This is a genomic window from Caulobacter sp. KR2-114 (genome assembly GCF_049446115.1).
Lineage (GTDB): Bacteria > Pseudomonadota > Alphaproteobacteria > Caulobacterales > Caulobacteraceae > Acaudatibacter.
Genome location: NZ_JBMSEC010000002.1, coordinates 490,043 through 512,925, shown reverse-complemented (window position 1 = coordinate 512,925; position 22,883 = coordinate 490,043). Strand labels below are relative to the sequence as shown.

The window sequence follows — 22,883 nt, the reverse complement described above, 5'->3', positions numbered from 1 at the left end:
GACGTAGGGCTGCCTCCCGCGGGCCACGTCGGAGAGTGAGAAGCGACTATGACCAAAGCCGCCAGCGGCGACAGCAAGAGCACCCTGTACTGCTCTTTCTGCGGAAAGAGCCAGCATGAGGTGCGTAAGCTCATAGCCGGCCCCACCGTGTTCATCTGTGATGAATGCGTGGAACTGTGCATGGATATCATTCGCGAAGAGCACAAGATCGCGTTCGTGAAGTCCAAGGACGGCGTGCCGACGCCGCGCGAAATCCGCGAAGTCCTGGACGATTACGTGATCGGGCAGGACCACGCGAAGAAGGTGCTGAGCGTGGCGGTGCACAACCACTACAAGCGCCTGAACCACGCCCAGAAGAACAACGACGTCGAACTGGCCAAGTCGAACATCCTGCTGGTCGGGCCGACGGGGGTCGGCAAGACGCTGCTGGCCCAGACGCTGGCCCGAATCATCGACGTGCCGTTCACGATGGCCGACGCCACGACCCTGACTGAAGCCGGCTATGTCGGCGAGGACGTCGAGAACATCATCCTCAAGCTGCTGCAGGCGGCCGACTACAACGTCGAGCGTGCGCAGCGCGGCATCGTCTACATCGACGAGGTCGACAAGATCAGCCGCAAGTCCGACAACCCCTCGATCACCCGCGACGTCTCGGGCGAGGGCGTGCAGCAGGCGCTGCTGAAGATCATGGAGGGCACCGTCGCCTCCGTGCCGCCGCAGGGCGGGCGCAAGCATCCTCAGCAGGAGTTCCTGCAGGTCGACACCACCAACATGCTGTTCATCTGCGGCGGCGCCTTCGCCGGCCTGGAGAAGATCATCTCCGGCCGCGGCAAGGGCACCTCGATCGGCTTCTCGGCCAAGGTGTCGGACCCGGACGAGCGCCGCACGGGCGAGATCCTGCGCCAGGTGGAGCCGGACGATCTGCAGCGCTTCGGCCTGATTCCGGAATTCATCGGCCGCCTGCCGGTGATCGCCACCCTGGACGACCTCGACGAGGACGCCCTGGTGAAGATCCTGACCGAGCCGAAGAACGCCCTGGTCAAGCAGTACCAGCGCCTGTTCGACATGGAGAACGTCGGCCTGACCTTCACCGACGACGCGCTGAAGGCCGTGGCCCGTCGGGCCATCGCCCGCAAGACCGGCGCGCGCGGCCTGCGCTCGATCCTGGAAGGCATCCTGCTGGAGACCATGTTCGACCTGCCCACCATGCAGGGCGTCGAGGAAGTGGTGGTCAATCCGGAAGTGGTGGAAGGCCGCGGCCAGCCGCTGCTGATCTACGCCGAGAAGAAGGGCGGTCAGGCCTCCGCCTGACCCGTTCCGCCAGACGGATCAATTGTGGCGGGCGCCGGACCTTCCGGCGCCCGTTTTCCTGTGTGCAATGCTGTTCCCGGGCGCCATGTGGTGGCGCGGCCACAGCGCCCCGCCGGAGAAAAATGCCTCGCTCTGCGCTGAGTGGGGCTGAGGATTGCGTCCATCGTCGGGTGATCGACAATCGCTTTCGAGCTTGACCGGTCTGGCGCGACCCCTTGCCGCCGCTTCCCGGTGTCGCTTGAATGTGACAGGAAAGCATCCACATAATCCTTCCGAAACCGCCCGGAGTGGAGGCGGCCGGGCCGTCCGACTCGACGCATCGTCGATGTGACCGCGGCCCGACATAAGCCAGGCGCGCAGACGCTCTGCCCGCGCCGGCCAGGAGAGTAAGCATCATGTCCGAGATAAAGACCCTGCCTGTGCTGCCGTTGCGGGATATCGTGGTGTTCCCGCACATGGTGGTGCCCCTGTTCGTCGGCCGCGAGAAATCGGTGAAGGCCCTCGAAGAGGTGATGAAGACCGACAAGCAGATCCTGCTGGTCACCCAGAAGGACCGCGACGAGGACGATCCCGCGCCGGAGGACATCTTCGACGTCGGCGTGCTGGCCACCGTGCTGCAGCTGCTGAAGCTGCCGGACGGCACCGTGAAGGTGCTGGTGGAAGGCAAGAGCCGCGCGGCCGTGCTGAAGTTCACCGCCCGCGAGGAGTTCTACGAAGCCTCTATCTCGGCGATCGAGGAAGACGGCGGCGAGGTGCACGAGGCCGAGGCGCTGTCGCGCGCGGTGATCGAGCAGTTCGAGAACTACGTCAAACTGAACAAGAAGGTCCCGCCGGAAGCCCTGGCCGCGATCCCGCAGATCACCGAGCCGGGCAAGCTGGCCGACAACATCGCCGCCCACCTGGCGGTGAAGATCGGCGATCGCCAGCAGCTGCTGGAGATCTTCAATGTCGTCAAGCGCCTGGAAAAGGTGTTCGCCCTGATGGAGGGCGAGATCTCGGTGCTGCAGGTCGAGAAGAAGATCCGCTCGCGCGTGAAGCGCCAGATGGAGAAGACCCAGCGCGAGTACTACCTGAACGAACAGATGAAGGCGATCCAGCGCGAGCTGGGCGAACAGGACGACGCGCGCGACGAGCTGCTCGAGCTCGAGAAGCGGATCAAGAAGACCAAGCTCTCCAAGGAAGCCCGGGCCAAGGCCGAGGCCGAGATGAAGAAGCTGCGCAACATGAGCCCGATGTCCGCGGAAAGCACCGTGGTGCGCAACTACCTGGACTGGCTGCTGTCGATCCCGTGGGGCAAGGCCAAGCAGAAGCCCATCGACGTGGTCAAGGCCGAGGACATCCTCAACGAGGACCACTACGGCCTGGACAAGGTCAAGGAACGCATCCTGGAGTACCTGGCGGTGCAGGCGCGCACCGGCTCGCTGAAGGGGCCGATCCTGTGCCTGGTCGGACCGCCCGGCGTCGGCAAGACCTCGCTGGGCCGCTCGATCGCCAAGGCCACCGGCCGCGAGTTCGTGCGCCTGTCGCTGGGCGGGGTGCGTGACGAGGCCGAGATCCGCGGCCACCGCCGGACCTACATCGGCTCGATGCCCGGCAAGATCATCCAGTCGATGAAGAAGGCCAAGACCACCAACGCCTTCTTCCTGCTGGACGAGATCGAGAAGATGGGCGCCGACTGGCGCGGCGACCCCTCGTCGGCGCTGCTGGAGGTGCTGGACCCGTCGCAGAACTCCACCTTCGCGGACCACTATCTGGAGGTCGACTACGACCTGTCGAACGTGATGTTCGTGACCACGGCCAACAGCCTGAACATGCCCCAGCCGCTGCTGGACCGCATGGAGATCATCCGCATCCCCGGCTACACCGAGGAAGAGAAGGTGGAGATCGCCAAGCGGCACCTGCTGCCCAAGCTGGCCAAGGACCACGGCCTGAAGGAAGGCGAGTGGGTGGTGCCGGACGAGACCATCCGCGACCTGATCCGCTACTACACGCGTGAGGCCGGCGTCCGCTCGCTGGAACGGGAGCTGGGCAACCTGGCGCGCAAGGCGGTGCGGGACATGGCCAAGGAAAAGCTGGTCCAGGTCACCGTCGACGCGGCGCTGCTGGAGAAGTACGCCGGCGTGAAGCGCTATCGCTACGGCGAGACGGACGAGGAGGATCAGGTCGGCATCGTCACCGGCCTGGCCTACACCGACTTCGGCGGCGACATCCTGACTATCGAGGCCGTGCGGATGCCGGGCAAGGGACGCATGTCCATCACCGGCAACCTCAAGGACGTGATGAAGGAGTCGATCTCGGCGGCGAACAGCTTCGTGCGCTCGCGGGCCACCAAGTTCGGCATCAAGCCGACGCTGTTCGACAAGACCGACGTGCACCTGCACGTGCCGGAAGGGGCTATCCCGAAGGACGGTCCGTCGGCGGGCGTGGCCATGGCGGTGGCGATCACCTCGGTGCTCACCGGCATCCCGATCCGCAAGGACCTCGCCATGACCGGCGAGATCACCCTGCGCGGCCGGGTGCTGCCGATCGGCGGCCTGAAGGAGAAGCTGCTGGCGGCGCTGCGCTCGGGCATCAAGACGGTGCTGATCCCCTCGGAGAACGAGAAGGACCTGGCCGAGGTGCCCGACAACGTGAAGTCCAAGCTGGAGATCATCCCGATCGCCACCGCGGACGAGGCCCTGGCGCGCGCCCTCACCGGACCGCTGATCCCGATCGAGTGGCACGACGAGGACGGCACGCCCGACGTTCCGCCGTCGCCGGACGAGGTGGAGGCCGACCCGGTCATCACCCACTAACCATCAAGCGGGGCCGCAGGCTCAACTTAATGCCGATAACTTGCGCGGCGTGGGGATTCCCACGCCGCGTTTGTTTGACGGCCGTTTCTGAGGCGTCATAATCCCTGCCAAGCGAAGCGGCGTCAGCGAGAGAGCGTCGCCGCTTAAGGGTTGGGAGACCTTCATGACCAAAGCTGAACTGGTGAATGCGATCGCCGAGAAGGCGGGGCTCAACAAGACCCAGGCGAAGGACGCGCTGGAAGCGTTCATCGACTCCGTCACGGCCTCGCTGAAGGCGGGACAAGAGGTTCGCCTGGTCGGCTTCGGCAGCTTCGTGCCGGTCAACCGCGCGGCCGGCCAGGCCCGCAATCCGCGCACCGGCGAGACGGTGAAGCGCCCGGCGTCCAAGACGGCGCGTTTCCGCGTCGGCGAGGGACTGAAGGGCGCGCTCAACTAGGCCGCGCCGCCGAGGTCGGACATGAACAGAGGCGGTCGCCATCGGCGGCCGCCTCTTTTCGTTCGCGGCCGCATACCGTAAGAGCGCAGCCCGCGCGGGCGGCTAGCTCAGCTGGTTAGAGCGCCTGGTTTACACCCAGGAGGTCGGGGGTTCGAACCCCTCGCCGCCCACCATGGCCACGGCCCGGAGCCGTCCCGTCCCCGGCCGGGCGTCGCGCCCCCACCCGGCGCCCCGCGACCTTCTGTCGTCGGGGCCTGAAAGCTTTCGTCAGTCCTATTCTGCGAGGAACGAGGCTTCGTCCTTCCTGTCTCCAAGGATCGCGGCCGGGTGTTCAGGACTCTTGATTGCATGGTGCGTGAGCACCATCCGTGGATGCTCGGGCTGGCGGTGTTCGTCTGCCTGGCCGCGGCGTTCACGACCATGCGGATGTTCGGCCATGCCCGGGTCGAGGCCGGCCGCCGTGGGCGCGGCTGGCTGATCGCGGCGGGCGTCTCAGGCGGCGCAGGGGTCTGGGCGACGCACTTCATCAGCATGCTCGCCTTCGATCCCGGCCTGCCCACCGGCTATGCCCCTGCGGGCACCGCCCTGTCGTTGGTCATCGCCATGGCGGGGGTCGCGGCAGCCCTGGTGTTCGCGGCGCGCGCCCGCCGCAACCTGGCGGCCGTCGGCGGCGGGGCCATGCTGGGGCTGTCGATCGCGGCGATGCACGCCACCGGCATGTCGGCGTTCCGCACCGCGGGCCACCTGGCCTGGCGGCCGGACTACCTGGGCGTCGCCCTGCTGCTGGGCGTGGTCTTCTCAATGCTGGCGCTGCGCGCCGCCCTGTCCTCGCGGCGCAGCCTCGGACGTGACGTCGAGGCGGCGGCCCTGTTCGTGGTGGCCATCGTCTGCCTGCACTTCATCGGCATGGCCGCGGTCAGCATCACGCCGGATGGGCAGGCCGAGATCCCCTCCAGCCTGCTGCCGAACGCGGTGATGGCCCTGGCGGTGGGATGCCTGGCGGGCCTGATCATGCTGGCCGCCGTGGCCACCGTGGCGCTCGAGGCGCGCGGCCAGCGCCGGTCGCGCCGCCGCATGGCCGGAATCCTCGAGGCCATGCCCGACGGCCTGGCCTATTTCGATGCCGAGGATCGCTATCAGGTCTGGAACCGGCGCTATGCGGAGTCCCTGCAGCCGTTCGGCCTGACGCCCGTGCGCGGCCGAACCTACGAAGCCTGCGTGCTGCGTCCGGCGATGGAGACGGGCGCCTTCAGCAGCGCGGCCGATCCGGGCTGGCTGGCGCGCAAGCGGGCGGAACGCCAGGGCTCGTCGACGCGGGAGGAGCGCTCGCCCGACGGGCGCTGGTTCCGGGTCATCGAGGCGCCGACCGCCGATGGCGGGCGCGTCACCAGTGTGGTGGACATCACCGCCCTCAAGCAGGCTGCAGAGGATCTGGCGCGCGCCCGTGACGAGGCGGAGGCTGCGAACCGGGCCAAGAGCGCCTTCCTGGCCAACATGAGCCACGAGATCCGCACGCCGCTGAACGGCGTGCTCGGGGTCGCCGACGCCCTGGCGCTGACCGCGCTCAGCACGACCCAGGCAGAGCTGGTCGAGATCATCCGCTCATCCGGCGGCACCCTCAATCGCCTGCTGTGCGACATCCTCGACCTGGCGCGGGTTGAATCGGGGGCCCTGGAACTGACCGCCGAACCCTTCCTGTTCGGCGAGGCGGTGCGCGCCGCAGCCGTGCTCTGCGCGCAACGGGCGGCCGACGCCGGCCTCGACTTCGAGGTCACCGTCGATGCGGCCGCTGACGTCTGGGCCGACGGCGACGTGACCCGGGTCAAGCAGATCGTCACAAACCTGGCCGCCAATGCCGTTAAGTTCACCGAAGCCGGCAGTGTGACCATCCAGGCCCGGCGGGGGCCGGATGGGGCCTTCGAGGTCGAGGTCAGGGACACCGGTCGCGGAATGGACGCCGAGGCGCTCGGCCGTCTGTTCGAGCGCTTCCAGCAGGCGGACGGGTCGATCCAGCATCGCTACGGGGGCAGCGGGCTGGGACTGGCCATCTGTCGCGAGCTTGCCGAGCTGATGGGCGGGCAGGTCGAGGCGTCCAGCCGGGTGGGGGAGGGCTCGCGCTTTCTCGTCCGCCTGCCGCTGGCCGAGACGGCGCCGACGGGGGCCGACGCCGAGCCCGAATGGTCCGGGGTGGAACGCCCGCTGAAGGTGCTCGTGGCGGACGACAACCCGAACAACCGCCGCCTGCTGGAGCTGCTGCTGGCGCACCTGGGCGCGGAATGCGTGCTGGTCGAGGATGGGGCCCAGGCCGTCGAGGCCTGGCGCCGGGAGCCCTTCGACGTGGTGCTGATGGACATGCAGATGCCGGGGATGGACGGCCTTGAGGCCACCTGTCAGATCCGCAGCCTGGAAGGTTCGCGCCAGGGCGGGCGCACGCCGGTATTCATGGTCTCGGCGAATGCGATGCCTGAACATGTGGCGGCCGGGCGGGCGGCCGGCGCGGATCTTCACCTGTCGAAGCCGCTCTCGGCCCAGGCCCTGTTCCAGGCCCTGGCGTCGGTGGCGGTGTGCGAGGAGCGCGCAGCCGCCTGAGGGCGGCGTGAAGCGCCGGCCGTCCGGCGACCCCGTCCAGGGAAGTAAGGCTAGTTGCGAATAATTCGCATTGCCAGGGCCCGAGTCCCATCCTAAGAACGCTTCGCAAACGCAATCGCAAGTGCTTCGAGGGGATGGTCATGAGTGTGGGTCCGCGGGTCGGGAAGGTGGGGATCGTCGGCTATGCGCGCCGCAGGCCCATGGGCGGCGCCGTGATGGCCGGGGCGGTGGCGCTGGCGCCCGGCGCGGCCATCGCCGCGACCGCGACGGTCGAGGCCGACGTCGCCAACGAGGTCTCCGCCGTCGATGTGCACGGCGCCCACGCCCCGTTGCAGGGCGACACCGGCATCGCCACCCTGCCGACGACGGTGCAGGATACGCCCCAGGCCATCCAGGTGATCGGCGCCGACCAGCTCAAGGCCCAGGGCGTCGCCAGCCTGGAACAGGCCCTGCGCAACGTCCCCGGCATCACCATCGCCATCGGTGAAGGCGGCACGCTGAACGGCGACCAGTTCAAGATCCGCGGCTTCGACGCCAAGGACGACGTCTATGTGGACGGGCTGCGCGACTTCGGGGTCTACACCCGCGACAGCTTCGACGCCGAGGCGGTGGAGGTGCTCAAGGGCCCCTCGGGCGCCATGTTCGGCCGCGGAACCACCGGCGGCGTGATCAATACCGTCTCCAAGGGGCCGGTGCTGAAGGATTTCGCGGACGTCGACGGCTATGTGGGCGGCGGGTCCTACTACCGCGGGCTGGCCGACATCAGCCACGTGATCAACGACACCACCGCCGTGCGGCTGAACCTGATGGGGACGCGGGCCGGGGTGGTGGGGCGCGACGACGTCTATTCCCACCGCTGGGGGCTGGCGGCGGCGGCCGGCTTCGGCCTGGGGACGCGGACCAGCTTCACGATCAACTACGTGCACCAGCAGGACACCCGCCTGCCGGACTACGGCATCGTCATCGGCCAGCCGACGGGCAGCCTGGTCGCCCTGCCGCTGACCGAATACGGGCTGCGCGCCTCCACCTTCGACGGCTATGACACCGACATCGACCGCACCACGGCGGATATCGTGACCGCCCGGTTCAAGAGCCAGGTCCGTCCCTGGCTGACGGTGACCAGCGACACCCGCGTGGGGGTCTATTCCCGGTACTTCCAGTACACCACCGTGGACGGCTGCTACACCGACCCGGTCACCCACCAGACCTGCGCCGACGCCCTGCTGGACAACAATCCGGCCACCGTGCCGATCGGCACCATCGGCGGCTCGGGCCCGTACCAGATGAACGCCTGGGGCGCGCAGAACATCTCGACGGTGCGCATCGAGGCGCCGGTCGGCGGCTTCCGCAACGAGCTGATCGGCGGCGTGGACGTCTCCTACCAGGAGAACAAGAAGCGGTTCTGGGTCTACAGCCTGCCGGCGACCATCCCCGGGGGCTATCTCGGCTCGGCGGTCGCCAGGACCAAGATCCCGGTCAACCTGCTGAACCCCAACAACACGCCGCCGCCCGGCTATGCGCCGATCCTGCCGACCGCGGCCAACCTGACCTGCCCGACCGGGGTCGCGGTCTGCACCAGCGCCACCTCCAGCACCGTGACCAACACCTGGGGGGACGCCACGGACGTCGGCGGCTTCCTCACCGACCGCTTCTGGTTCACGCGCCAGCTGTCGCTGATGGGCTCCGTGCGCGTGGACGGCTACTGGGCGAACTTCAACAGCGTGGCGCCGGGCAATGTGCTGACGCCGATCAGCGTGAAGTCGACCCTGTTCGATCCCCGGGTCAGCCTGATCTACGAGCCGTCGTCCACGTCGACCGTCTATGTGTCGTGGGGGCGCTCGGCGACGCCGCAGGGGGCTTCCATCGTCGGGGCGGCCACCGCCGTGGCGCTCACCGCCAAGGACCTGCAGCCCGAGGTCGCCAACGCCACCGAGGTGGGGGCCAAGATCGGCGTCTGGGGCGGACGCCTGTCACTGACCGGCTCGCTGTTCGACGTGCGCAAGAACAACGCCACCCAGACGGATCCCTCCACCGGCTTCCTGCTGGCCCAGTCCGGCGAGAAACAGGAGGTCAGGGGCGTCGAGCTGGGCCTGACCGGCAAGCTCGCGCCGGGCTGGACGGTGTCGGCCAACTACACCTACCTCGACGCGCGGGTCCGGCAGTCGTTCGTCAACTGCGTGGTCCCGACCAGCACGGCGGGGACGCCGACCACCGTCGTCTGCCCTGTGGGGGCCACGGCGGCGCTGCCGGTGGAGAACACCGTCGCCGAGGGCCGCCAGGTGCTGCTGGTTCCGCGCAACGCCGCCTCGATCTTCACCAGCTACGACTTCAAGGGGCCGCTGGCGGGTCTCGAGGTGGGCGGCGACGTCGTCTACCAGAGCCGGCTCTATGCGGCGTACACCGCGGTCAGCGCCTCGTATGCGAGCCGCTCCACCCTGGTCGCCAGCAAGATCGCCGAGATACCCGAGAGCGTCACGCTGGACGCCTTCGTCGCCTGGCGCTTCAGCCGCTATCGGGTGGCGCTGAACGTCTACAACCTGGCCGACCGGCTGAACTACACCCAGGTGTTCGCAAACCGGGCGGTTCCCGCCGCCGGCCGGACCTTCGTCGTCTCGCTGGGCGCTAGCTTCTAGGAAACAGACATGCTGGTCCACGTCGAAGGCATACTGTCGAAGGCCGAGGTAGCCGAGTTCCGCGCGGTGCTGGAACGGCTGGCCTGGGTCGACGGGCGCGTGACCGCCGGCGCCCAGTCGGCGCTGGCCAAGCGCAACCTGCAGATCCCCGAGGATGCGCCGGAGGCGCGGGCGCTGGGCGAGCGCATCCTGACGGCGCTGGGCCGCAACGAGAGCTTCGTCTCGGCGGCGCTGCCGCTGCGGGTCTTCCCGCCGCTGTTCAATCGCTACGACGAGGGCATGGCCTTCGGCACGCACATCGACAACGCGGTGCGCTTCGCCGGGCCCGTGCGCTATCGCACCGACGTCTCCTGCACCCTGTTCCTGACCGAGCCGGAGGACTACGACGGCGGCGAGTTGGTGATCGAGGACACCTACGGCGAGCACGCGGTGAAGCTGCCGGCCGGCGACATGATCCTCTATCCCGCCACCAGCCGGCATCGGGTCGAGGCGGTGTCCCGCGGGTCGCGCTGGGCGTCGTTCTTCTGGGCCCAGTCGATGGTCAAGAGCGAGCCGGACCGCCAGACGCTGCACGACCTGGACCAGGCGATCCGCGACCTGTCGGCCAGGGTGGGGCAGGGGGATGCGCAGGTCGTCGCCCTGGCGGGGATCTACCACAATCTCGTGCGTCGTTTTGGCGAGGCTTGAGCTGGATCAAGGCGATTGCGCAAGAGTCCGTTAGTCTGATATTGATAATCGTTCTCGACAGGAAAATCCGAGTGCGCCGTGCGTAGACTTCCCGAGTTCGATCCGCCGTCTCACCCCGACGCCCAGGGCGGCGAGGCCATGACCTGCCTGAGCGGGCTGGCCAAGGGCGTCGCCGGGCAGGTGGCGCGCGTCGAGGCGCCGCAAAGCGGCGACCTGGCCCCCGAGGAGATGGAGCGGCGGCTGCTGGAGATGGGCTTCGTCGAAGGCGCTCGCATCGAGGTGTTGCACGAGGGGCCGTTCGGCGGCGACCCGATCGCGGTGAAGCTGGACGACATGCGCGTGGCGCTGCGCCGCCGCGACGCGCGGGGCGTGTTCGTGCGGGTCGTCCCGCCGCTGGCCGGATGAGCGCCGCCGCCGAGGTCATCGCCCCCGCCGTCCAGGGGGCGGCCGTCGCCGCCGGGCCGCTGCGCGTGGCCCTGGTGGGCAACCCCAATTCCGGCAAGACCGCCCTGTTCAACGCCCTGACCGGGTCGCGTCAGAAGGTGGCGAACTATGCCGGCGTGACCGTCGAGCGCAAGGAAGGCCAGCTGACCACCGCCGACGGCCGCAAGGTCACGGTGCTGGACCTGCCCGGCACCTATTCGCTGCGGGCGCGCAGCCCCGACGAGGTGGTCACCCGCGACGCCGTGCTCGGCCGGCTGGCCGGGGAGACGCCGCCGGACGTGGTGGTCTGCGTGGCCGACGCCACCAATCTGCGCCTGGTGCTGCGGCTGATCCTGGAGCTGCGGGCGGTGGGCCGTCCGGCGGTGCTGGCGCTGAACATGTTCGACATCGCCCAGCGCCAGGGCCTGGAGATCGACCTCGAGCGCCTGGCGGCCGAGACCGGCATGCCGGTGGTGACCACGGTGGCCACCCGCAAGCGCGGCATCGACGATCTGGTGCGCACCGTCGCAACGCGCGCGGCTGCGGCAAGGCCGGCCGGCGACCAGGCCGTGACCTGGCATGAACCCTCGGCCGCGGAGATCCGCGCCCTGCACAGGGACGCCGAGCGGATCCTGAAGGCCTGCGTGACCCCGCCCAAGCGTCCGGACACCTGGACCGGGCGGCTGGACAGCGTGCTGCTGCACCCCGTGGCCGGGGTGGCGATCCTGCTGGGCATCCTGTTCCTGATGTTTCAGGCGGTGTTCACCTGGGCGCAGCCGATCATGGACCTGATCCAGTCCGGCTTCGATCACCTGAGCGTGCTGGTCGGCGCGGTGCTGCCGGACGGCGTGCTGAAAAGCCTGCTGTGCGACGGGATCATCGCCGGCGTGGGCAGCGTCGTGGTGTTCCTGCCCCAGATCGTCATCCTGTTCGCCTTCATCATCTTCCTCGAAGACTTCGGCTACATGGCCCGCGCGGCCTTCCTGCTGGACAAGATCATGGGCGGGGCGGGGCTGCACGGGCGCGCCTTCATCCCCCTGCTGTCCAGCTTCGCCTGCGCCATCCCCGGGATCATGGCCACCCGGGTGATCGACCAGAAGCGCGACCGGCTGACCACCATCCTGGTGGCGCCGCTGATGACCTGCTCGGCGCGCATCCCGGTCTATACCCTGATCATCTCCGCCTTCGTGCCGCACCGGACGGTCTACGGCCTCAGCCTGCAGGGCCTGGTGTTTTTCGGCCTCTACGCCCTGGGCATGGTCAGCGCCCTGGCGGTGGCCTGGGTGGTGCGCAAGGTCTTCTGGCGGGGGGCGTCCGAGCCGTTCCTGATGGAGCTGCCCGCCTACAAGCTGCCCGATCCGCTGAACGTGCTGCGCAACGTGCTGCAGCGGGCGCAGATCTTCCTGCAGCGGGCCGGCACGATCATCCTGTCGATGATGGTGCTGATCTGGTTCCTGTCCACCGTTCCGTCGCCGCCGTCGGGGGCCAAGGGACCGGCCATCGACTACAGCTTCGCCGGCATGATCGGCCACGCCATCGAGCCGCTGCTGGCCCCGATCGGCTTCTCCTGGCAGATGGCCGTGGCCCTGATCCCGGGCATGGCCGCCCGCGAGGTGGCCGTGGGCGCCCTGGGCACCGTCTATGCGGTGCAGGGCGGCGAGGGGGCGGCCGGCGTTCTGGGCTCGCACCTGGCGCACCAGTGGTCGCTGGCCTCGGCCCTGGCGTTCCTGGCCTGGTACGTGTTCGCCCCGCAGTGCGCCTCGACCCTGGGCGTGGTCCGGCGCGAGACCAACAGCTGGCGCTGGCCGGCGATCATGTTCGGCTACATGATCACCCTGGCCTACGTCGCCGCCTTCATCACCTATCACGTGGCCGTCGCCCTCGGGGCCGGCTGAGGCGGAGACCAGAGCCCATGGCGCAGTGGATCGTCGTCTATCTGATCGTCGCCGCCGCCGCCGGCTGGACGGCCTGGAACCTGGTGCTCAAGGGCATGGTCCGGCGGGCGAGGGCTGCGCGGGCGGGGGTGGCGGCGCGCGACCTCAACTGCGGGGACGACTGCGCCTGCGGTGACTGACGGCAGGGCGTCGCGCGCACACTGACATGCCCAGGGCATTCCTGCGCTAGGCTGGCGGCTTCCGACGACAGCCGCCCCCGAGTCCCGCATGCGCAAGCCCGCCTCGCCGAAATCCGACGCCCAGCCCAGGGCGCCGCGATCGAACACCCAGGCCCGCGGCGGCTGCGTCTGCGGCGCGGTGCGCTTCGAGATCGACGTGCCCGCGGTGTGGGCCTGGCATGACCACTCGCCGGCCAGCCGCCACGCCCAGGGCTGCGCCTACGCCACCTACGTCGGCAGCTGGAAGAGCCGTTTCCGCCTGCTCGAGGGGGAGGCGTGCATCGGCCGCTACGAGGACGTCGAGGCCGGGACGACGCGCAGCTTCTGCGCCCGTTGCGGAACGCCGCTGTTCTACGAGCGGGCGCGCTCGCCGAAGATGATCAACATCCCCCGCCCGCTGTTCGAGACCCGCACGGGCCGCGAACCGCGCTACCACATGCACCTGGAGCAGGCGGCCGACTGGACCTGGCGTGGCGAGGCGCTGGGGCCGCTGAAGGGCTATCCGGGGGTGATGTGGCAGCGACCGCGGCGGTCGAAGCGGGCGCTGGCGCCGGACCTGGCCTGAGCGCCTCTAGAACTCGACGTCGAGTTCCTCGACCTCGTCGGGCTCCTTGAGCGCCTCGGCCGTCCACTCGGTCATGTACGGCAGGGCCAGGATCCGGTCGCGATAGGCGGCGCAGGCGTCGTCCAACTTGACGTCATAGGTGGCGAAGCGGGTGCAGACCGGGGCGTACATGGCGTCGGCCATGGTCAGCTCGCCGAACAGGAACGGGCCGGCGGAGGCGGCCAGGGCCTCGCGCCAGATGGCGCAGATGCGGTCGACGTCGGACTGGGCCCCGGCCCAGACCTTGAAGCCGGGGTGCCTGGCTTTCAGGTTCATCGGCAGGGCGGCGCGCAGGTTGGCGAAGCCGGAGTGCATCTCCCCGCTGATCGAACGGCACAGCGCCCGCTCGGCCCGGTCGTGCGGCAGCAGGCCAGCCTCCGGCATTTCCTCGTTGAGGAACTCGGCGATCGAGAGGGTGTCCCACACCTTGACGCCGTCCAGGGTCAGGCACGGCGTGAGGAACGAGGGCGACAGCAGCAGCAGCTCGGCGCGGGCGGCGGCATCATCGATCGGCGTCATCACCGTCTCGAAGTCCAGGCCGGCGAACCTGCACAGCAGCCAGCCGCGCAGCGACCATGAGGAATAGTTGCGGCTCGAGATGGTCAGGGTGGCCTTGGCCATCGGCGTCTCCGGCCCGGAACAGGGTCTGGCCCAAGGCGTAGCGCCGGGCGGGCTGAGGCGTCCAAGCCGGCGCGTGGCGGCGCTGGCTCCTCGCAGGTTTGATGCAAACTTGGGCGCCGCGAGGGCTGCGGCGCCCTGGCCGACGCATCCGTCGCCGCCGGACCGCCGTCGGGCTGAGCCAAGGTGGCGCCGCAGGTCGGGCGCGGCAGTGATCGCGGCCATGGAACTGGCGCCCGAAAGCCTTGCGGACATGCGCGCGCGGATGCGCTACCTGGCCTTCCAGGCCCAGGCCGACCTGTTGGCGCCGTTGCGGCTGACCGCCGGCGCCGCCCAGGCCAGCCTCGGCTTCGGCCCGCCCTGGGTGCGCCAGGTTCCGCCCCTGGCGCAGGTCGCCGCCGGCTGGGAGATGCTGAGCCGCGCCGGCCTGACCCACCAGCGGCCGGACTACGGCTTTCGCAGCGTCAGGGTGGCCGGCGAGGCGCGGCCGGTGACCGAACAGGTGGTCGCCTCCACCCCGTTCGGCGACCTCGTGCGCTTCCGCAAGGAAGGCGATCCCGAGCAGCCGCGCATCCTGCTGGTGGCCCCGCTGTCGGGCCACTTCGCCACCCTGCTGCGCGGCACCGTCGAGACCCTGCTGCCCGACAACGACGTCTACATCACCGACTGGAAGAACGCGCGCGAGGCGCCGGTCAGCGCCGGCCCGTTCGGCTTCGACGAATACGTCGAGCACGTGATCGCCTTCATGGAGACGATCGGGCCGGGCGGTCACCTGATCGGCGTCTGCCAACCCTGCGCCCACGCCCTGGCGGCGGTGTCGCTGATGGCCGAGGACGACAATCCGGCCACCCCGGTGAGCATGACCCTGATGGCCGGGCCGGTGGACACCCGGATCAACCCGACCCAGGTCAACCAGCTGGCCAAGAACCATCCGCTCGACTGGTTCGAGAGCGAACTGATCGCCACCGTGCCGGCGCGCCATCCCGGCGCCGGGCGGCGGGTCTATCCCGGCTTCATGCAGCTGACCGCGTTCATGCTGATGAACCTCGGCCGCCACGTCGACAGCCACATCGACATGTATGCGCACCTCGCCGCCGGACGCACCGCCGAGGCGACCACCGGCAAGACCTTCTACGACGAGTACTTCGCGGTGCTGGACCTGACCGCCGAGTTCTATCTGGAGACCGTCGGGCGGGTGTTCCAGGAGCACCTGCTGCCCAAGGGCGAACTGGTTTGGCGCAACCGCAAGGTCAATCCGGCGGCGATCCGGCGCACGGCGCTGTTCACCGTCGAGGGTGAGCGCGACGACATCTGTTCGGTGGGCCAGACGGTGGCGGCGCACGACCTGTGCAGCAACATCTTCGCCAATCGCAAGCGCCACCACCTGCAGCCCGGCGTCGGCCACTACGGGGTGTTCAGCGGGCGCAAATGGTCGAACCAGATCTACCCGCTGGTGCGCAACATGATCATGGCCCTCAGCTAGCCCTTCCCGGGACGGTTCAGGGATCCCACCCCTCGTCACCCCGGGCGGCGCGCAGCGCAGACCCGGGGCCGGCCGGGCGGGGACGGCGGGGAGGGGGCTCGACCTTTGGACCCAAGCGAGCGTCAGGGTGTCGACACACTCACCGCCGAGCCGATTGTATCCGTCGATGCGTTGGGGAACGTGAGGACCGTGTCGTCGCCACGGGGCTCCGTCGCCACCGGCGCGCCATCGGCGAGGCGCCGGGCCGCGCCGCTCACGCGGAGGTCGCGCACCACCACCGGTCCTGCCGGGACCGGCCCCTTGAAGATCAGGTTCAGCCGCCCGTCGGTGCGCGTGAACCGGACAGTCTGGCCGGTGTCGGTCTCGCCGTCCGAGCGGGTCCAGGGGCGCGAGCCGTAGATCGCCTCGCCGTTGGCGCGCAGCCAGGCGCCGAAGCGCCGCAGCCGCGACAGCTGCTCGTCAGGGATCACCGCATCCGCGCGCGGGCCGACGTTGAGCAGCAGGTTGCCGTTGCGCGATACCGCATCGATGAAGTCGCCGGCCAGGGCCTCCGGCGTGGCGTAGTCGGCCTCGGTGTCGTGGCGGTTGAAGCCGAACGAGAAGCTCATCCCGCGGGTGGCCTCCCACTTCTTGGCCTGGATGGTGGAGAAGCCGGTGTATTCGGGGGTGCGGAAGTCGCTGTGCGGGATCGGCCGCGGGATGACGCCGTGCGAGGCCTCGGGCGCGGTCGCGTAATAGGCCTTCATCCGCTCGTCGAGCTTGCGCCGGGCGGCGGCCGAGGCCAGCCGGTTCTTCGGATAGTTGGAGGTGACCCAGCGGTCGTTGACCACCCCCTCGGGCACGGCGGCGTAGTAGTCGGCGAACAGCTCGTGCAGGCGCATCGGCGAGGTGGGCCAGGCGATGTCGTTCCACAGCACCGAGGGCTGATAGCGATCGATCAGTTCACGGACCTGGCGCATGGCGTAGGCGCGGTAGGGCCCGCCCGGCATGGAGCCGGAGAAGTCCGCCAGGGTGCGCAGGGGGCGCCTGTTGAAGGTCCAGTCGATGCCCCCGGAATAGTAGACCCCGAAGCGCAGGCCGGCGGCGCGGACCGCCGCGGCCAGCTCGCCGACGATGTCGCGCCGGGTGGTCCAGTCGGCCTGGTGCGGGTTGGCGACGTCGCTGGGCCACAGGCACAGGCCGTCGTGGTGCTTGGTGACCAGCACCACATAGCGCGCGCCGGCGTCGCGGAAGGCCTCGGCCCAGGCCGCCGGGTCCCAGGCGCGCAGGCCCTGCTCGAACGCCGCCTTGAAGTCCGTATACGGCGCATGGCCGTAGTGCGCCTTGTGGAAGGCCGCGGAGGGCGTGCCCGGCACGCGGATCGCGTTCCAGTACCACTCGGTATAGGGCGTCATCGCCACTGCCCGGTCGTAGTCCTTGGCGAAGGCCTCGCCGATCGAGCCCAGGCGCGGGGCGAAGGCGGGGATCGCCCAGGCGCCCCAGTGGATGAAGATGCCGAACTTGGCGTCGTCGTACCAGGCGGGCAGGGGGCGGGCGTTGAGGTCGGCCAGGACCTGTTCGGGGGACGCCATCAGCCGAAGATCACCTTCTCTTCGCCCCACCACAGCGGCGAGCGCTCGAGGTCGATGAACTTGCGCTCGTCCTCCAGCAGCTTGCGGCCGGCCTCCTGGGCGTCGGGGTGGCTGTTGCCGAGCACGTCCTGCAAGCTGTCCCACCACAGCTGCGCGACCCCGTCGAAGCCTTCGGGTCCCTGCCGCGCGACGCGCAGGGCGGCCGAGGCCTCGGCCGGCAGGCTGTGCAGCTGCACGTAGCGGCGGATGCGCAGGGGCTCGCGGACGCTGGCCACCAGCGGCGCGTGGTGGTCGTGCCAGTAGGCCTGGAAGGCCTCGCGGGTGAACTCCGGCCGGCGCACCAGGCAGAAGGTCAGCTTGATCATGTCTCGGTCCTCCCCGTCGTCCCCAGGACGGCGGCCGCTTCGGGCCGCTCGCCGGGCGCAGTTTGCGTTGGACGCACCTAGCGTCAGGCAAGCAGTCTAAGCCCAAACACCAGGCAAACATCAGGGAGACAGGCCATGGCGCGACTGGCGGGCAGGGCGGCGATCGTCACCGGGGCGGCGTCAGGCATCGGACGGGCCAGCGCGGAGCTGTTCGCGGCGGAGGGCGCCCGGGTGCTGGCGGTGGACCGTCCGGGGGCGAACCTGGAGTTCGAGGCCGAGGCGATCGAGGTGCTGGCCGTCGACCTGGCGACCCGGGACGCCCCGGCCCAGGTGGTGGGCGCAGCCCTGGCGGCGTTCGGCCAGCTGGACATCCTGTTCAACAACGCCGGCGTCGGGATCAACGCCCTGGCCGCCAGCATGACCGACGAGGAATGGGACCGGGTCAACGACGTGAACCTCAAGGCGGTGTTCCGCACCTGCCGCGAGGCCATCCCGCACCTGATCGGCTCGCCGGCGGGCCGGATCATCTCCACGGCCAGCGTGATGGCCAACGGCACGGACTACGGTCTGGTCGCCTATTGCGCCTCCAAGGCCGGGGTGCTGGGCCTGACCCGGTCGCTGGCGCTGGAGCTGGGCAAGCACGGCGTGACGGCCAATGCGGTGCTGCCGGGAGCGATCCGCACCGGCATGACCGCACGCAGCTTCGAAGACCCCAAGGTGGCCGAGATCTGGGCCCGCAAGTCGGTGCTGCGCCGGCTGGGCGAGCCGGTGGACGTGGCGCGGGTGGCGCTGTTCCTGGCCTCGGACGACGCCGGCTTCGTCACCGGCCAGGCGATCGCCGCCGACGGCGGCATGACCCTCAGGATCTGACCAGCGCCTCCAGCTCGGCCTCGGCCGAGCGGGCCTCGACGTCGCCGCGGATCGCGGCGCCCAGCCGCCCCGCCGCCTCGCGCCAGCCCGGTTCCTGGATCAGGCTGGTCAGGGCGGCGGCGATCGCCTCGGGCGTCGCATCGCGGGGCAGGCGGACGGCCGCCCCGGCGGCCACGGCGCGCGCAGCGTTGTCGTCCTGGTCGCGGCCCATCGGGATGGCCAGGATCGGGACCCCGGCCATCAGCGGGCGCAGGGTGGAGGCGTGGCCGCAGTGGCTGACCACCACGGCGCAGTGCGGCAGGATCTGCGAGTGCGGTGCGCTCCTGACCACCGCCACGTTCGGCGGCGCCGGGAAGTCGCCGACGTCCAGCACCGGCCCCAGGGTCACCAGCCCCCGCACCGGCAGCCCGCCCAGCGCGGCGATGACGTTGCGCACCGCGCCGTCCTGGCCCTGGTACATGCTGGAAAAGGTGACCAGCACCAGGGGATCGGTGCGATCCGGCGTCCACGGCGCCGTCCAGGGTTCGGCCCAGGTGGGGTCGGCCAGATAGGGGCCCACGTGGATGAACGGGGCGGGCGGGTCGCTGACGGCGTCGAAGTGGGCGCTGGTCGCCAGCAGGATCCGCCGGGCGACGTCGAGCTGGTGCAGCATGTCGGCCAGGGGCGGCAGGCCAAGCCCCTCGCGCGCGGCGTTCACCGCCGGCAGGCCGGACTGGTAGGCGCCGCGGGTGGCCTCGGCGATGCGGACGTAGAGCTCGGCCACGCCCTCGTCCGCCGCCAGCGGCAGGCCGCCGCCGAACGGCGGGGCGCCGGGCATGGTGGGGAAGGGCCAGATGTTGGCCGTCAGCAGCGCCAGCGGCAGCCCCCGCGACTCCGCCGCCATCATCACGCCCATCAGCAGTTCCTGCGAGACCACCACGTCGGGTTTGAAATCGTCGATCGCCTCCAGGGTGTCGCGGGCGTAGGCGGCGGCCGGCGTGGCGATCAAGGCCTCGTTCAGCCCGTTGATCACCTCCATCGGGCTCTTGTGCTCCCAGTCGCGCAACGGATCGGTGGCCGGCGACTTGTCGGGACGGGAGGGGGCCGTCCGCCAGGGGCGGAAGGGAACGCCGACGCCGGCGGCGTCCGAGGCGTTGCAGGCGTCGCTGAGCACCAGCACCGCATGGCCGCGGTCGGCAAGGCCACGCGCCACCAGCATCAGTGGCTGGACGTGCCCGCCGCCCTCCCAGGTCGCAAACAAAAATCGGGCCATGGGCCAGGGGTTCTCCGTAAGGCGCCGCTCGATACTCAAGACGCCGCCGCCGCCGCAAGCCCTGTCATGGGACTGACACTGAAATGCTTTCAGTAGGGCAAGGGGAGTCGGCGGACGGAATAGGGCCTGCGCGCCATCTTGACGATCCGCCGCCGACGGACGGTTGATGGGGCGCCGGCGCGGCGGCGTGTGCGTTACTATCTATGGAGTGGATGGAGCGGAGGCTGGAGCAGGTGTTCTCGCATTCGATCGTCGACCGGTTGCGCCAGGTGGGGCGGGGCGCTGTCAGGCTGGCGGCGCGCACGCCCGACGGGCGGCCGCGTCTCGTGGACACCACCATGCTCTATGCGCCGAGGTCCGGCGGGGTGAAGCGCTATCTGAACGCCAAGCGGGCCTGGTTCGCGGCCGAGCGGCCGCAGGTGCGGCACACCCTGGTGGTGCCCGGCGACCGGCATGGCCACGACGGCGCCGGCGCCATGTCGATCTATGCCGCGCCCCTGCCGTTCGGCGACGGCTACCGTTGGCCGCTGGGCAAGACCGCCTGGATGAAGCGCCTGATGCGCACGCGGCCCAGCATCATCGAGGCGGGCGATCCCTATACCCCCGGCCTGGCGGCGCTGAAGGCCGGCGAGAGTCTGGGCGTGCCGGTGGTGGGCTTCTGCCACACCGACCTCGGGGCTTTGGCGGCGCTGCACATCGGCGAGTGGGCGGAAAAGCCGGTGCGCAAGCACTGGGGCGAGATCTACCGCCGTTTCGACCGCGCGGTGGCGCCCAGCCGGTTCATGGCCGAACGCCTGGAGGAGGCCGGCGTGCCGTCGCCGATCGCCCTGCCGCTGGGGGTCGACACCCTGACCTTCCATCCGTCGCGCGCCGACCCGGAGGCGCTGCGCCGGCGACTGGGCCTGACCAGCCGGCATCGTCTGCTGGTGTTCGCCGGCCGGCCGGCCCGCGAGAAGCGCGTGGACGTGCTGGTCGAGGCCGTCGAGCGGCTGGGCGACCCCTATGTGCTGCTGCTGGTGGGCGCGGCCGGGGCGGCGCCGACCTCCGAGCGCGTGATCGAGCTGCCCTACCAGACCGACCCGAAGGACCTGGCCGCGCTGATGGCCAGCTGCGACGCCTTCGTGCACGCCAACGACGCCGAGCCGTTCGGGCTGATCGTGCTGGAGGCCATGGCCAGCGGCCTGCCGGTGGTGGGCGTGGCGTCGGGCGGGGTGGCCGAAAGCGTCGACGTGGGCGTGGGCGAGCTGGCGCGCCGCTCCACGCCCGAGGACTTCGCCGAAGCGGTCGAGGCGCTGTTCGCCCGGGACGTGGCGGCGGTGGGCGCCGCGGCGCGCGAGCGGGCGGCGGCGCAGCATGGCTGGGACCGCGTGTTCACCCGCCTCTCGTCGGTCTACGCCGAACTCACCGGCGCAGCGGCGTTCGGACCCCTGCCGGAGCCTGATCAGCTGAACTGAGGGCGCGAAGAGAGGGCTCAGGCGCCCTGGGTCAGGGCGTCCCGCACCGCAGCCTCGAGTTCGCGGATCTGGAACGGCTTCTTCAGCACCCGCTCGGCGTCGACCACCCGGTGCACGGCCTCCATGTCGGCATAGCCCGTGGCCAGCAGGATCGGCAGGTCCGGCGCCGTCAGGCGCGCCGCCTCCACCACCTCTACGCCGTTCATGCCCGGCATGGCGTAGTCGACGATCAGCAGCTGCGGGCAGTCGGCGCTCAGCTTGTCGAGGCCCTCGCGGCCGTGCGCCGCCGCCTGCACCCGATAGCCCAGGCTCTCCAGGCATTCGACGATGAAGCGCCGCACGCCGGGATCGTCCTCGATCACCAGGATCCTTTCGCGCTGGCCCTGGCGCACGCCGACAGCCGCCCGCGGCGGGTGGGCGGCCTCAGTCGTCATCTCCGCCACTGGCAGCCAGATGGCGACGGTGGTCCCGACGCCCTCGATGCTGTCGATGAAGGCGCCGCCGCCGGACTGCTGGGCGATGCCATAGACCTGGCTGAGGCCGAGGCCGGTGCCCTTGCCTATGGCCTTGGTGGTGAAGAACGGCTCGAACACCCGCTCCAGCAGGGCCGGGGACATGCCGGCGCCGGCGTCGATCACCCGGATCACTACATAGTCCCCGCTGCGCAGGCTCGCCTCCTCCGACGGCTGGCGGCTGCTGGAAATGCGGATTTCGCCGCCCCCGGCCATCGCGTCGCGGGCGTTGATCACCAGGTTGAGGATCGCCAGCTCCACCTGGTTGGCGTCGGCCATCGCCCAGGGACCGGACGGGTCCAGGTCCATGCGCACCGCGAACATCGGGCCGATGGTGCGCTCCAGCAGCTCGCGCATGCCGGCGACCAGGGCGTTGATGTCGACGGGCTTCAGGGTCAGGCGCTGCGTGCGCGAGAAGGCCAGCAGCTGGCGGGTCAGCTTGCCGGCGCGGTCGGTGGCCTGGCTGGCGAACTCCGCCAGTGTCACCACGCGCGGATCGTTGGCCCGCCGCTGGATCAGCTCCAGATTGCCGCCGATGACGGTGAGCAGGTTGTTAAAGTCGTGGGCGATGCCGCCGGTCAGCTGGCCCACCGCCTCCATCTTCTGCGACTGCACCAGGGCGGCCTGGGCGCGCTCGCGTTCGGCGATCTCCTGCATCAGCTGGTCGTTGGCGCGGGCAAGCTCCTGCGTCCGCTCGACGATGCGGTCCTCGAGCCGGGCGTTCAGCTGGCGCAGGCTGTCCTCGGCCTGTTCGAGCTTGTGCAGATGGCGGCGGGTCTCGTACTGGCGCCGCCGCCCGCGCAGGGCGGAGTCCACGGCGCTGGCCAGGGTCTCGCGATGCAACGGGCGTTCGAGCAGGACCACATTGCCCAGCCGTTCGATGACCCGCAGCGCCGCCTCGGGCCGGCGGCCGGACCGCTTCGTGGCCAGGATGATGAACGGAAAATCCGACCACGGCGGCTGGTCGGCCAGCCAGGCCTCCAGCTTTTCCAGGTCGGTCTCGGCGAGCGACTCCTCGGTGACCAGGGCCGCGCCGGCGCCGTGCGCCAGCCCCTCGGCCAGCCCGCCGCCCGGACGGCAGGTCACGCTCTCGTGGCCGAGCCGGGAGAGCAGTTCCTCCATGACCTGCGCGTCGCGGCCGCGCAGCGCCAGGAGCAGGATGCGGTC

The 22,883-nt window shown here is 70.0% G+C and carries 18 protein-coding genes and 1 tRNA gene; 14 read left to right on the top strand and 5 right to left on the bottom strand.

The window, feature by feature from the left end; genetic code table 11:
- The first annotated feature begins 48 nt into the window (after positions 1 to 48).
- The 11 genes from clpX (at position 49) to ACO2Q3_RS08545 (ending at position 13,552) form a co-directional block, all read left to right on the top strand.
- Complete coding sequence (gene clpX, locus ACO2Q3_RS08595; protein WP_423306148.1) at positions 49 to 1,311, top strand: ATP-dependent Clp protease ATP-binding subunit ClpX; 1,263 nt, start codon at positions 49 to 51, stop codon at positions 1,309 to 1,311.
- 395 nt (positions 1,312 to 1,706) lie between these two features.
- Positions 1,707 to 4,106 carry an endopeptidase La gene (gene lon, locus ACO2Q3_RS08590; RefSeq protein ID WP_423306147.1) on the top strand — a complete coding sequence of 800 codons (2,400 nt, stop codon included), beginning with the start codon at positions 1,707 to 1,709 and terminating at the stop codon, positions 4,104 to 4,106.
- Between the two features lie 163 nt (positions 4,107 to 4,269).
- Positions 4,270 to 4,542 carry an HU family DNA-binding protein gene (locus tag ACO2Q3_RS08585; RefSeq protein ID WP_423306146.1) on the top strand — a complete coding sequence of 91 codons (273 nt, stop codon included), beginning with the start codon at positions 4,270 to 4,272 and terminating at the stop codon, positions 4,540 to 4,542.
- A 96-nt stretch (positions 4,543 to 4,638) separates the two neighbouring features.
- Positions 4,639 to 4,715, top strand: a tRNA-Val gene (locus ACO2Q3_RS08580).
- Positions 4,716 to 4,890: 175 nt separating this feature from the next.
- Positions 4,891 to 7,131 (top strand): ATP-binding protein, encoded by a 2,241-nt coding sequence (locus ACO2Q3_RS08575; RefSeq protein ID WP_423306145.1) that lies wholly within the window; start codon positions 4,891 to 4,893, stop codon positions 7,129 to 7,131.
- 140 nt (positions 7,132 to 7,271) lie between these two features.
- Positions 7,272 to 9,764, top strand: coding sequence for a TonB-dependent receptor (locus ACO2Q3_RS08570; RefSeq protein ID WP_423306144.1), 2,493 nt, complete (start codon positions 7,272 to 7,274; stop codon positions 9,762 to 9,764).
- Between the two features lie 9 nt (positions 9,765 to 9,773).
- A complete protein-coding gene (locus ACO2Q3_RS08565) occupies positions 9,774 to 10,451 on the top strand; it encodes a Fe2+-dependent dioxygenase (RefSeq protein ID WP_423306143.1) in 678 nt (225 codons plus the stop codon).
- 78 nt (positions 10,452 to 10,529) lie between these two features.
- Positions 10,530 to 10,856, top strand: a complete 327-nt coding sequence (locus tag ACO2Q3_RS08560) for a FeoA family protein (protein WP_423306142.1) — start codon at positions 10,530 to 10,532, stop codon at positions 10,854 to 10,856.
- Positions 10,853 to 12,769 (top strand): ferrous iron transport protein B, encoded by a 1,917-nt coding sequence (feoB, locus tag ACO2Q3_RS08555; RefSeq protein ID WP_423306141.1) that lies wholly within the window; start codon positions 10,853 to 10,855, stop codon positions 12,767 to 12,769. The genes ACO2Q3_RS08560 and feoB overlap by 4 nt, the downstream gene beginning before the upstream one ends.
- A 17-nt stretch (positions 12,770 to 12,786) precedes the next feature.
- The gene (locus ACO2Q3_RS08550; RefSeq protein WP_423306140.1) at positions 12,787 to 12,948 is read left to right on the top strand and encodes a hypothetical protein; all 162 of its coding nucleotides are present in this window, start codon (positions 12,787 to 12,789) and stop codon (positions 12,946 to 12,948) included.
- 88 nt (positions 12,949 to 13,036) lie between these two features.
- Entirely contained in the window at positions 13,037 to 13,552 is a 516-nt protein-coding gene (locus ACO2Q3_RS08545) for a GFA family protein (protein WP_423306139.1), read from the top strand.
- 6 nt (positions 13,553 to 13,558) lie between these two features.
- Here ACO2Q3_RS08545 and ACO2Q3_RS08540 read toward each other — a convergent pair whose 3' ends face one another.
- Positions 13,559 to 14,212 carry a glutathione S-transferase gene (locus ACO2Q3_RS08540; RefSeq protein WP_423306138.1) on the bottom strand — a complete coding sequence of 218 codons (654 nt, stop codon included), beginning with the start codon at positions 14,210 to 14,212 and terminating at the stop codon, positions 13,559 to 13,561.
- Between the two features lie 220 nt (positions 14,213 to 14,432).
- On the opposite strand from ACO2Q3_RS08540, the gene ACO2Q3_RS08535 reads away from it, so the two are divergent.
- The gene (locus tag ACO2Q3_RS08535) at positions 14,433 to 15,692 is read left to right on the top strand and encodes a polyhydroxyalkanoate depolymerase (RefSeq protein WP_423306137.1); all 1,260 of its coding nucleotides are present in this window, start codon (positions 14,433 to 14,435) and stop codon (positions 15,690 to 15,692) included.
- 122 nt (positions 15,693 to 15,814) lie between these two features.
- On the opposite strand, the gene ACO2Q3_RS08530 is transcribed toward ACO2Q3_RS08535, so the two are convergent.
- On the bottom strand, positions 15,815 to 17,263 hold the full coding sequence (locus tag ACO2Q3_RS08530) for an alpha-L-fucosidase (RefSeq protein WP_423306136.1): 1,449 nt from the start codon (positions 17,261 to 17,263) through the stop codon (positions 15,815 to 15,817).
- Positions 17,263 to 17,628 (bottom strand): EthD domain-containing protein, encoded by a 366-nt coding sequence (locus ACO2Q3_RS08525; RefSeq protein ID WP_423306135.1) that lies wholly within the window; start codon positions 17,626 to 17,628, stop codon positions 17,263 to 17,265. The genes ACO2Q3_RS08530 and ACO2Q3_RS08525 overlap by 1 nt, the downstream gene beginning before the upstream one ends.
- Positions 17,629 to 17,763: 135 nt before the next feature.
- Here ACO2Q3_RS08525 and ACO2Q3_RS08520 point away from each other — a divergent pair, with 135 nt between their 5' ends.
- Positions 17,764 to 18,498, top strand: coding sequence for an SDR family NAD(P)-dependent oxidoreductase (locus tag ACO2Q3_RS08520; RefSeq protein WP_423306134.1), 735 nt, complete (start codon positions 17,764 to 17,766; stop codon positions 18,496 to 18,498).
- Here the strand turns inward: ACO2Q3_RS08520 and ACO2Q3_RS08515 are convergent.
- Entirely contained in the window at positions 18,488 to 19,750 is a 1,263-nt protein-coding gene (locus ACO2Q3_RS08515; protein WP_423306133.1) for a glycosyltransferase, read from the bottom strand. The two genes, ACO2Q3_RS08520 and ACO2Q3_RS08515, sit on opposite strands and share 11 nt — an antisense overlap.
- A gap of 212 nt (positions 19,751 to 19,962) precedes the next feature.
- Between ACO2Q3_RS08515 and ACO2Q3_RS08510 the strand changes: the two genes are divergently transcribed.
- The gene (locus ACO2Q3_RS08510) at positions 19,963 to 21,204 is read left to right on the top strand and encodes a glycosyltransferase (protein WP_423306132.1); all 1,242 of its coding nucleotides are present in this window, start codon (positions 19,963 to 19,965) and stop codon (positions 21,202 to 21,204) included.
- 17 nt (positions 21,205 to 21,221) lie between these two features.
- On the opposite strand, the gene ACO2Q3_RS08505 is transcribed toward ACO2Q3_RS08510, so the two are convergent.
- Positions 21,222 to 22,838, bottom strand: a complete 1,617-nt coding sequence (locus ACO2Q3_RS08505; RefSeq protein WP_423306131.1) for a response regulator — start codon at positions 22,836 to 22,838, stop codon at positions 21,222 to 21,224.
- Positions 22,839 to 22,883: the final 45 nt, after the last annotated feature.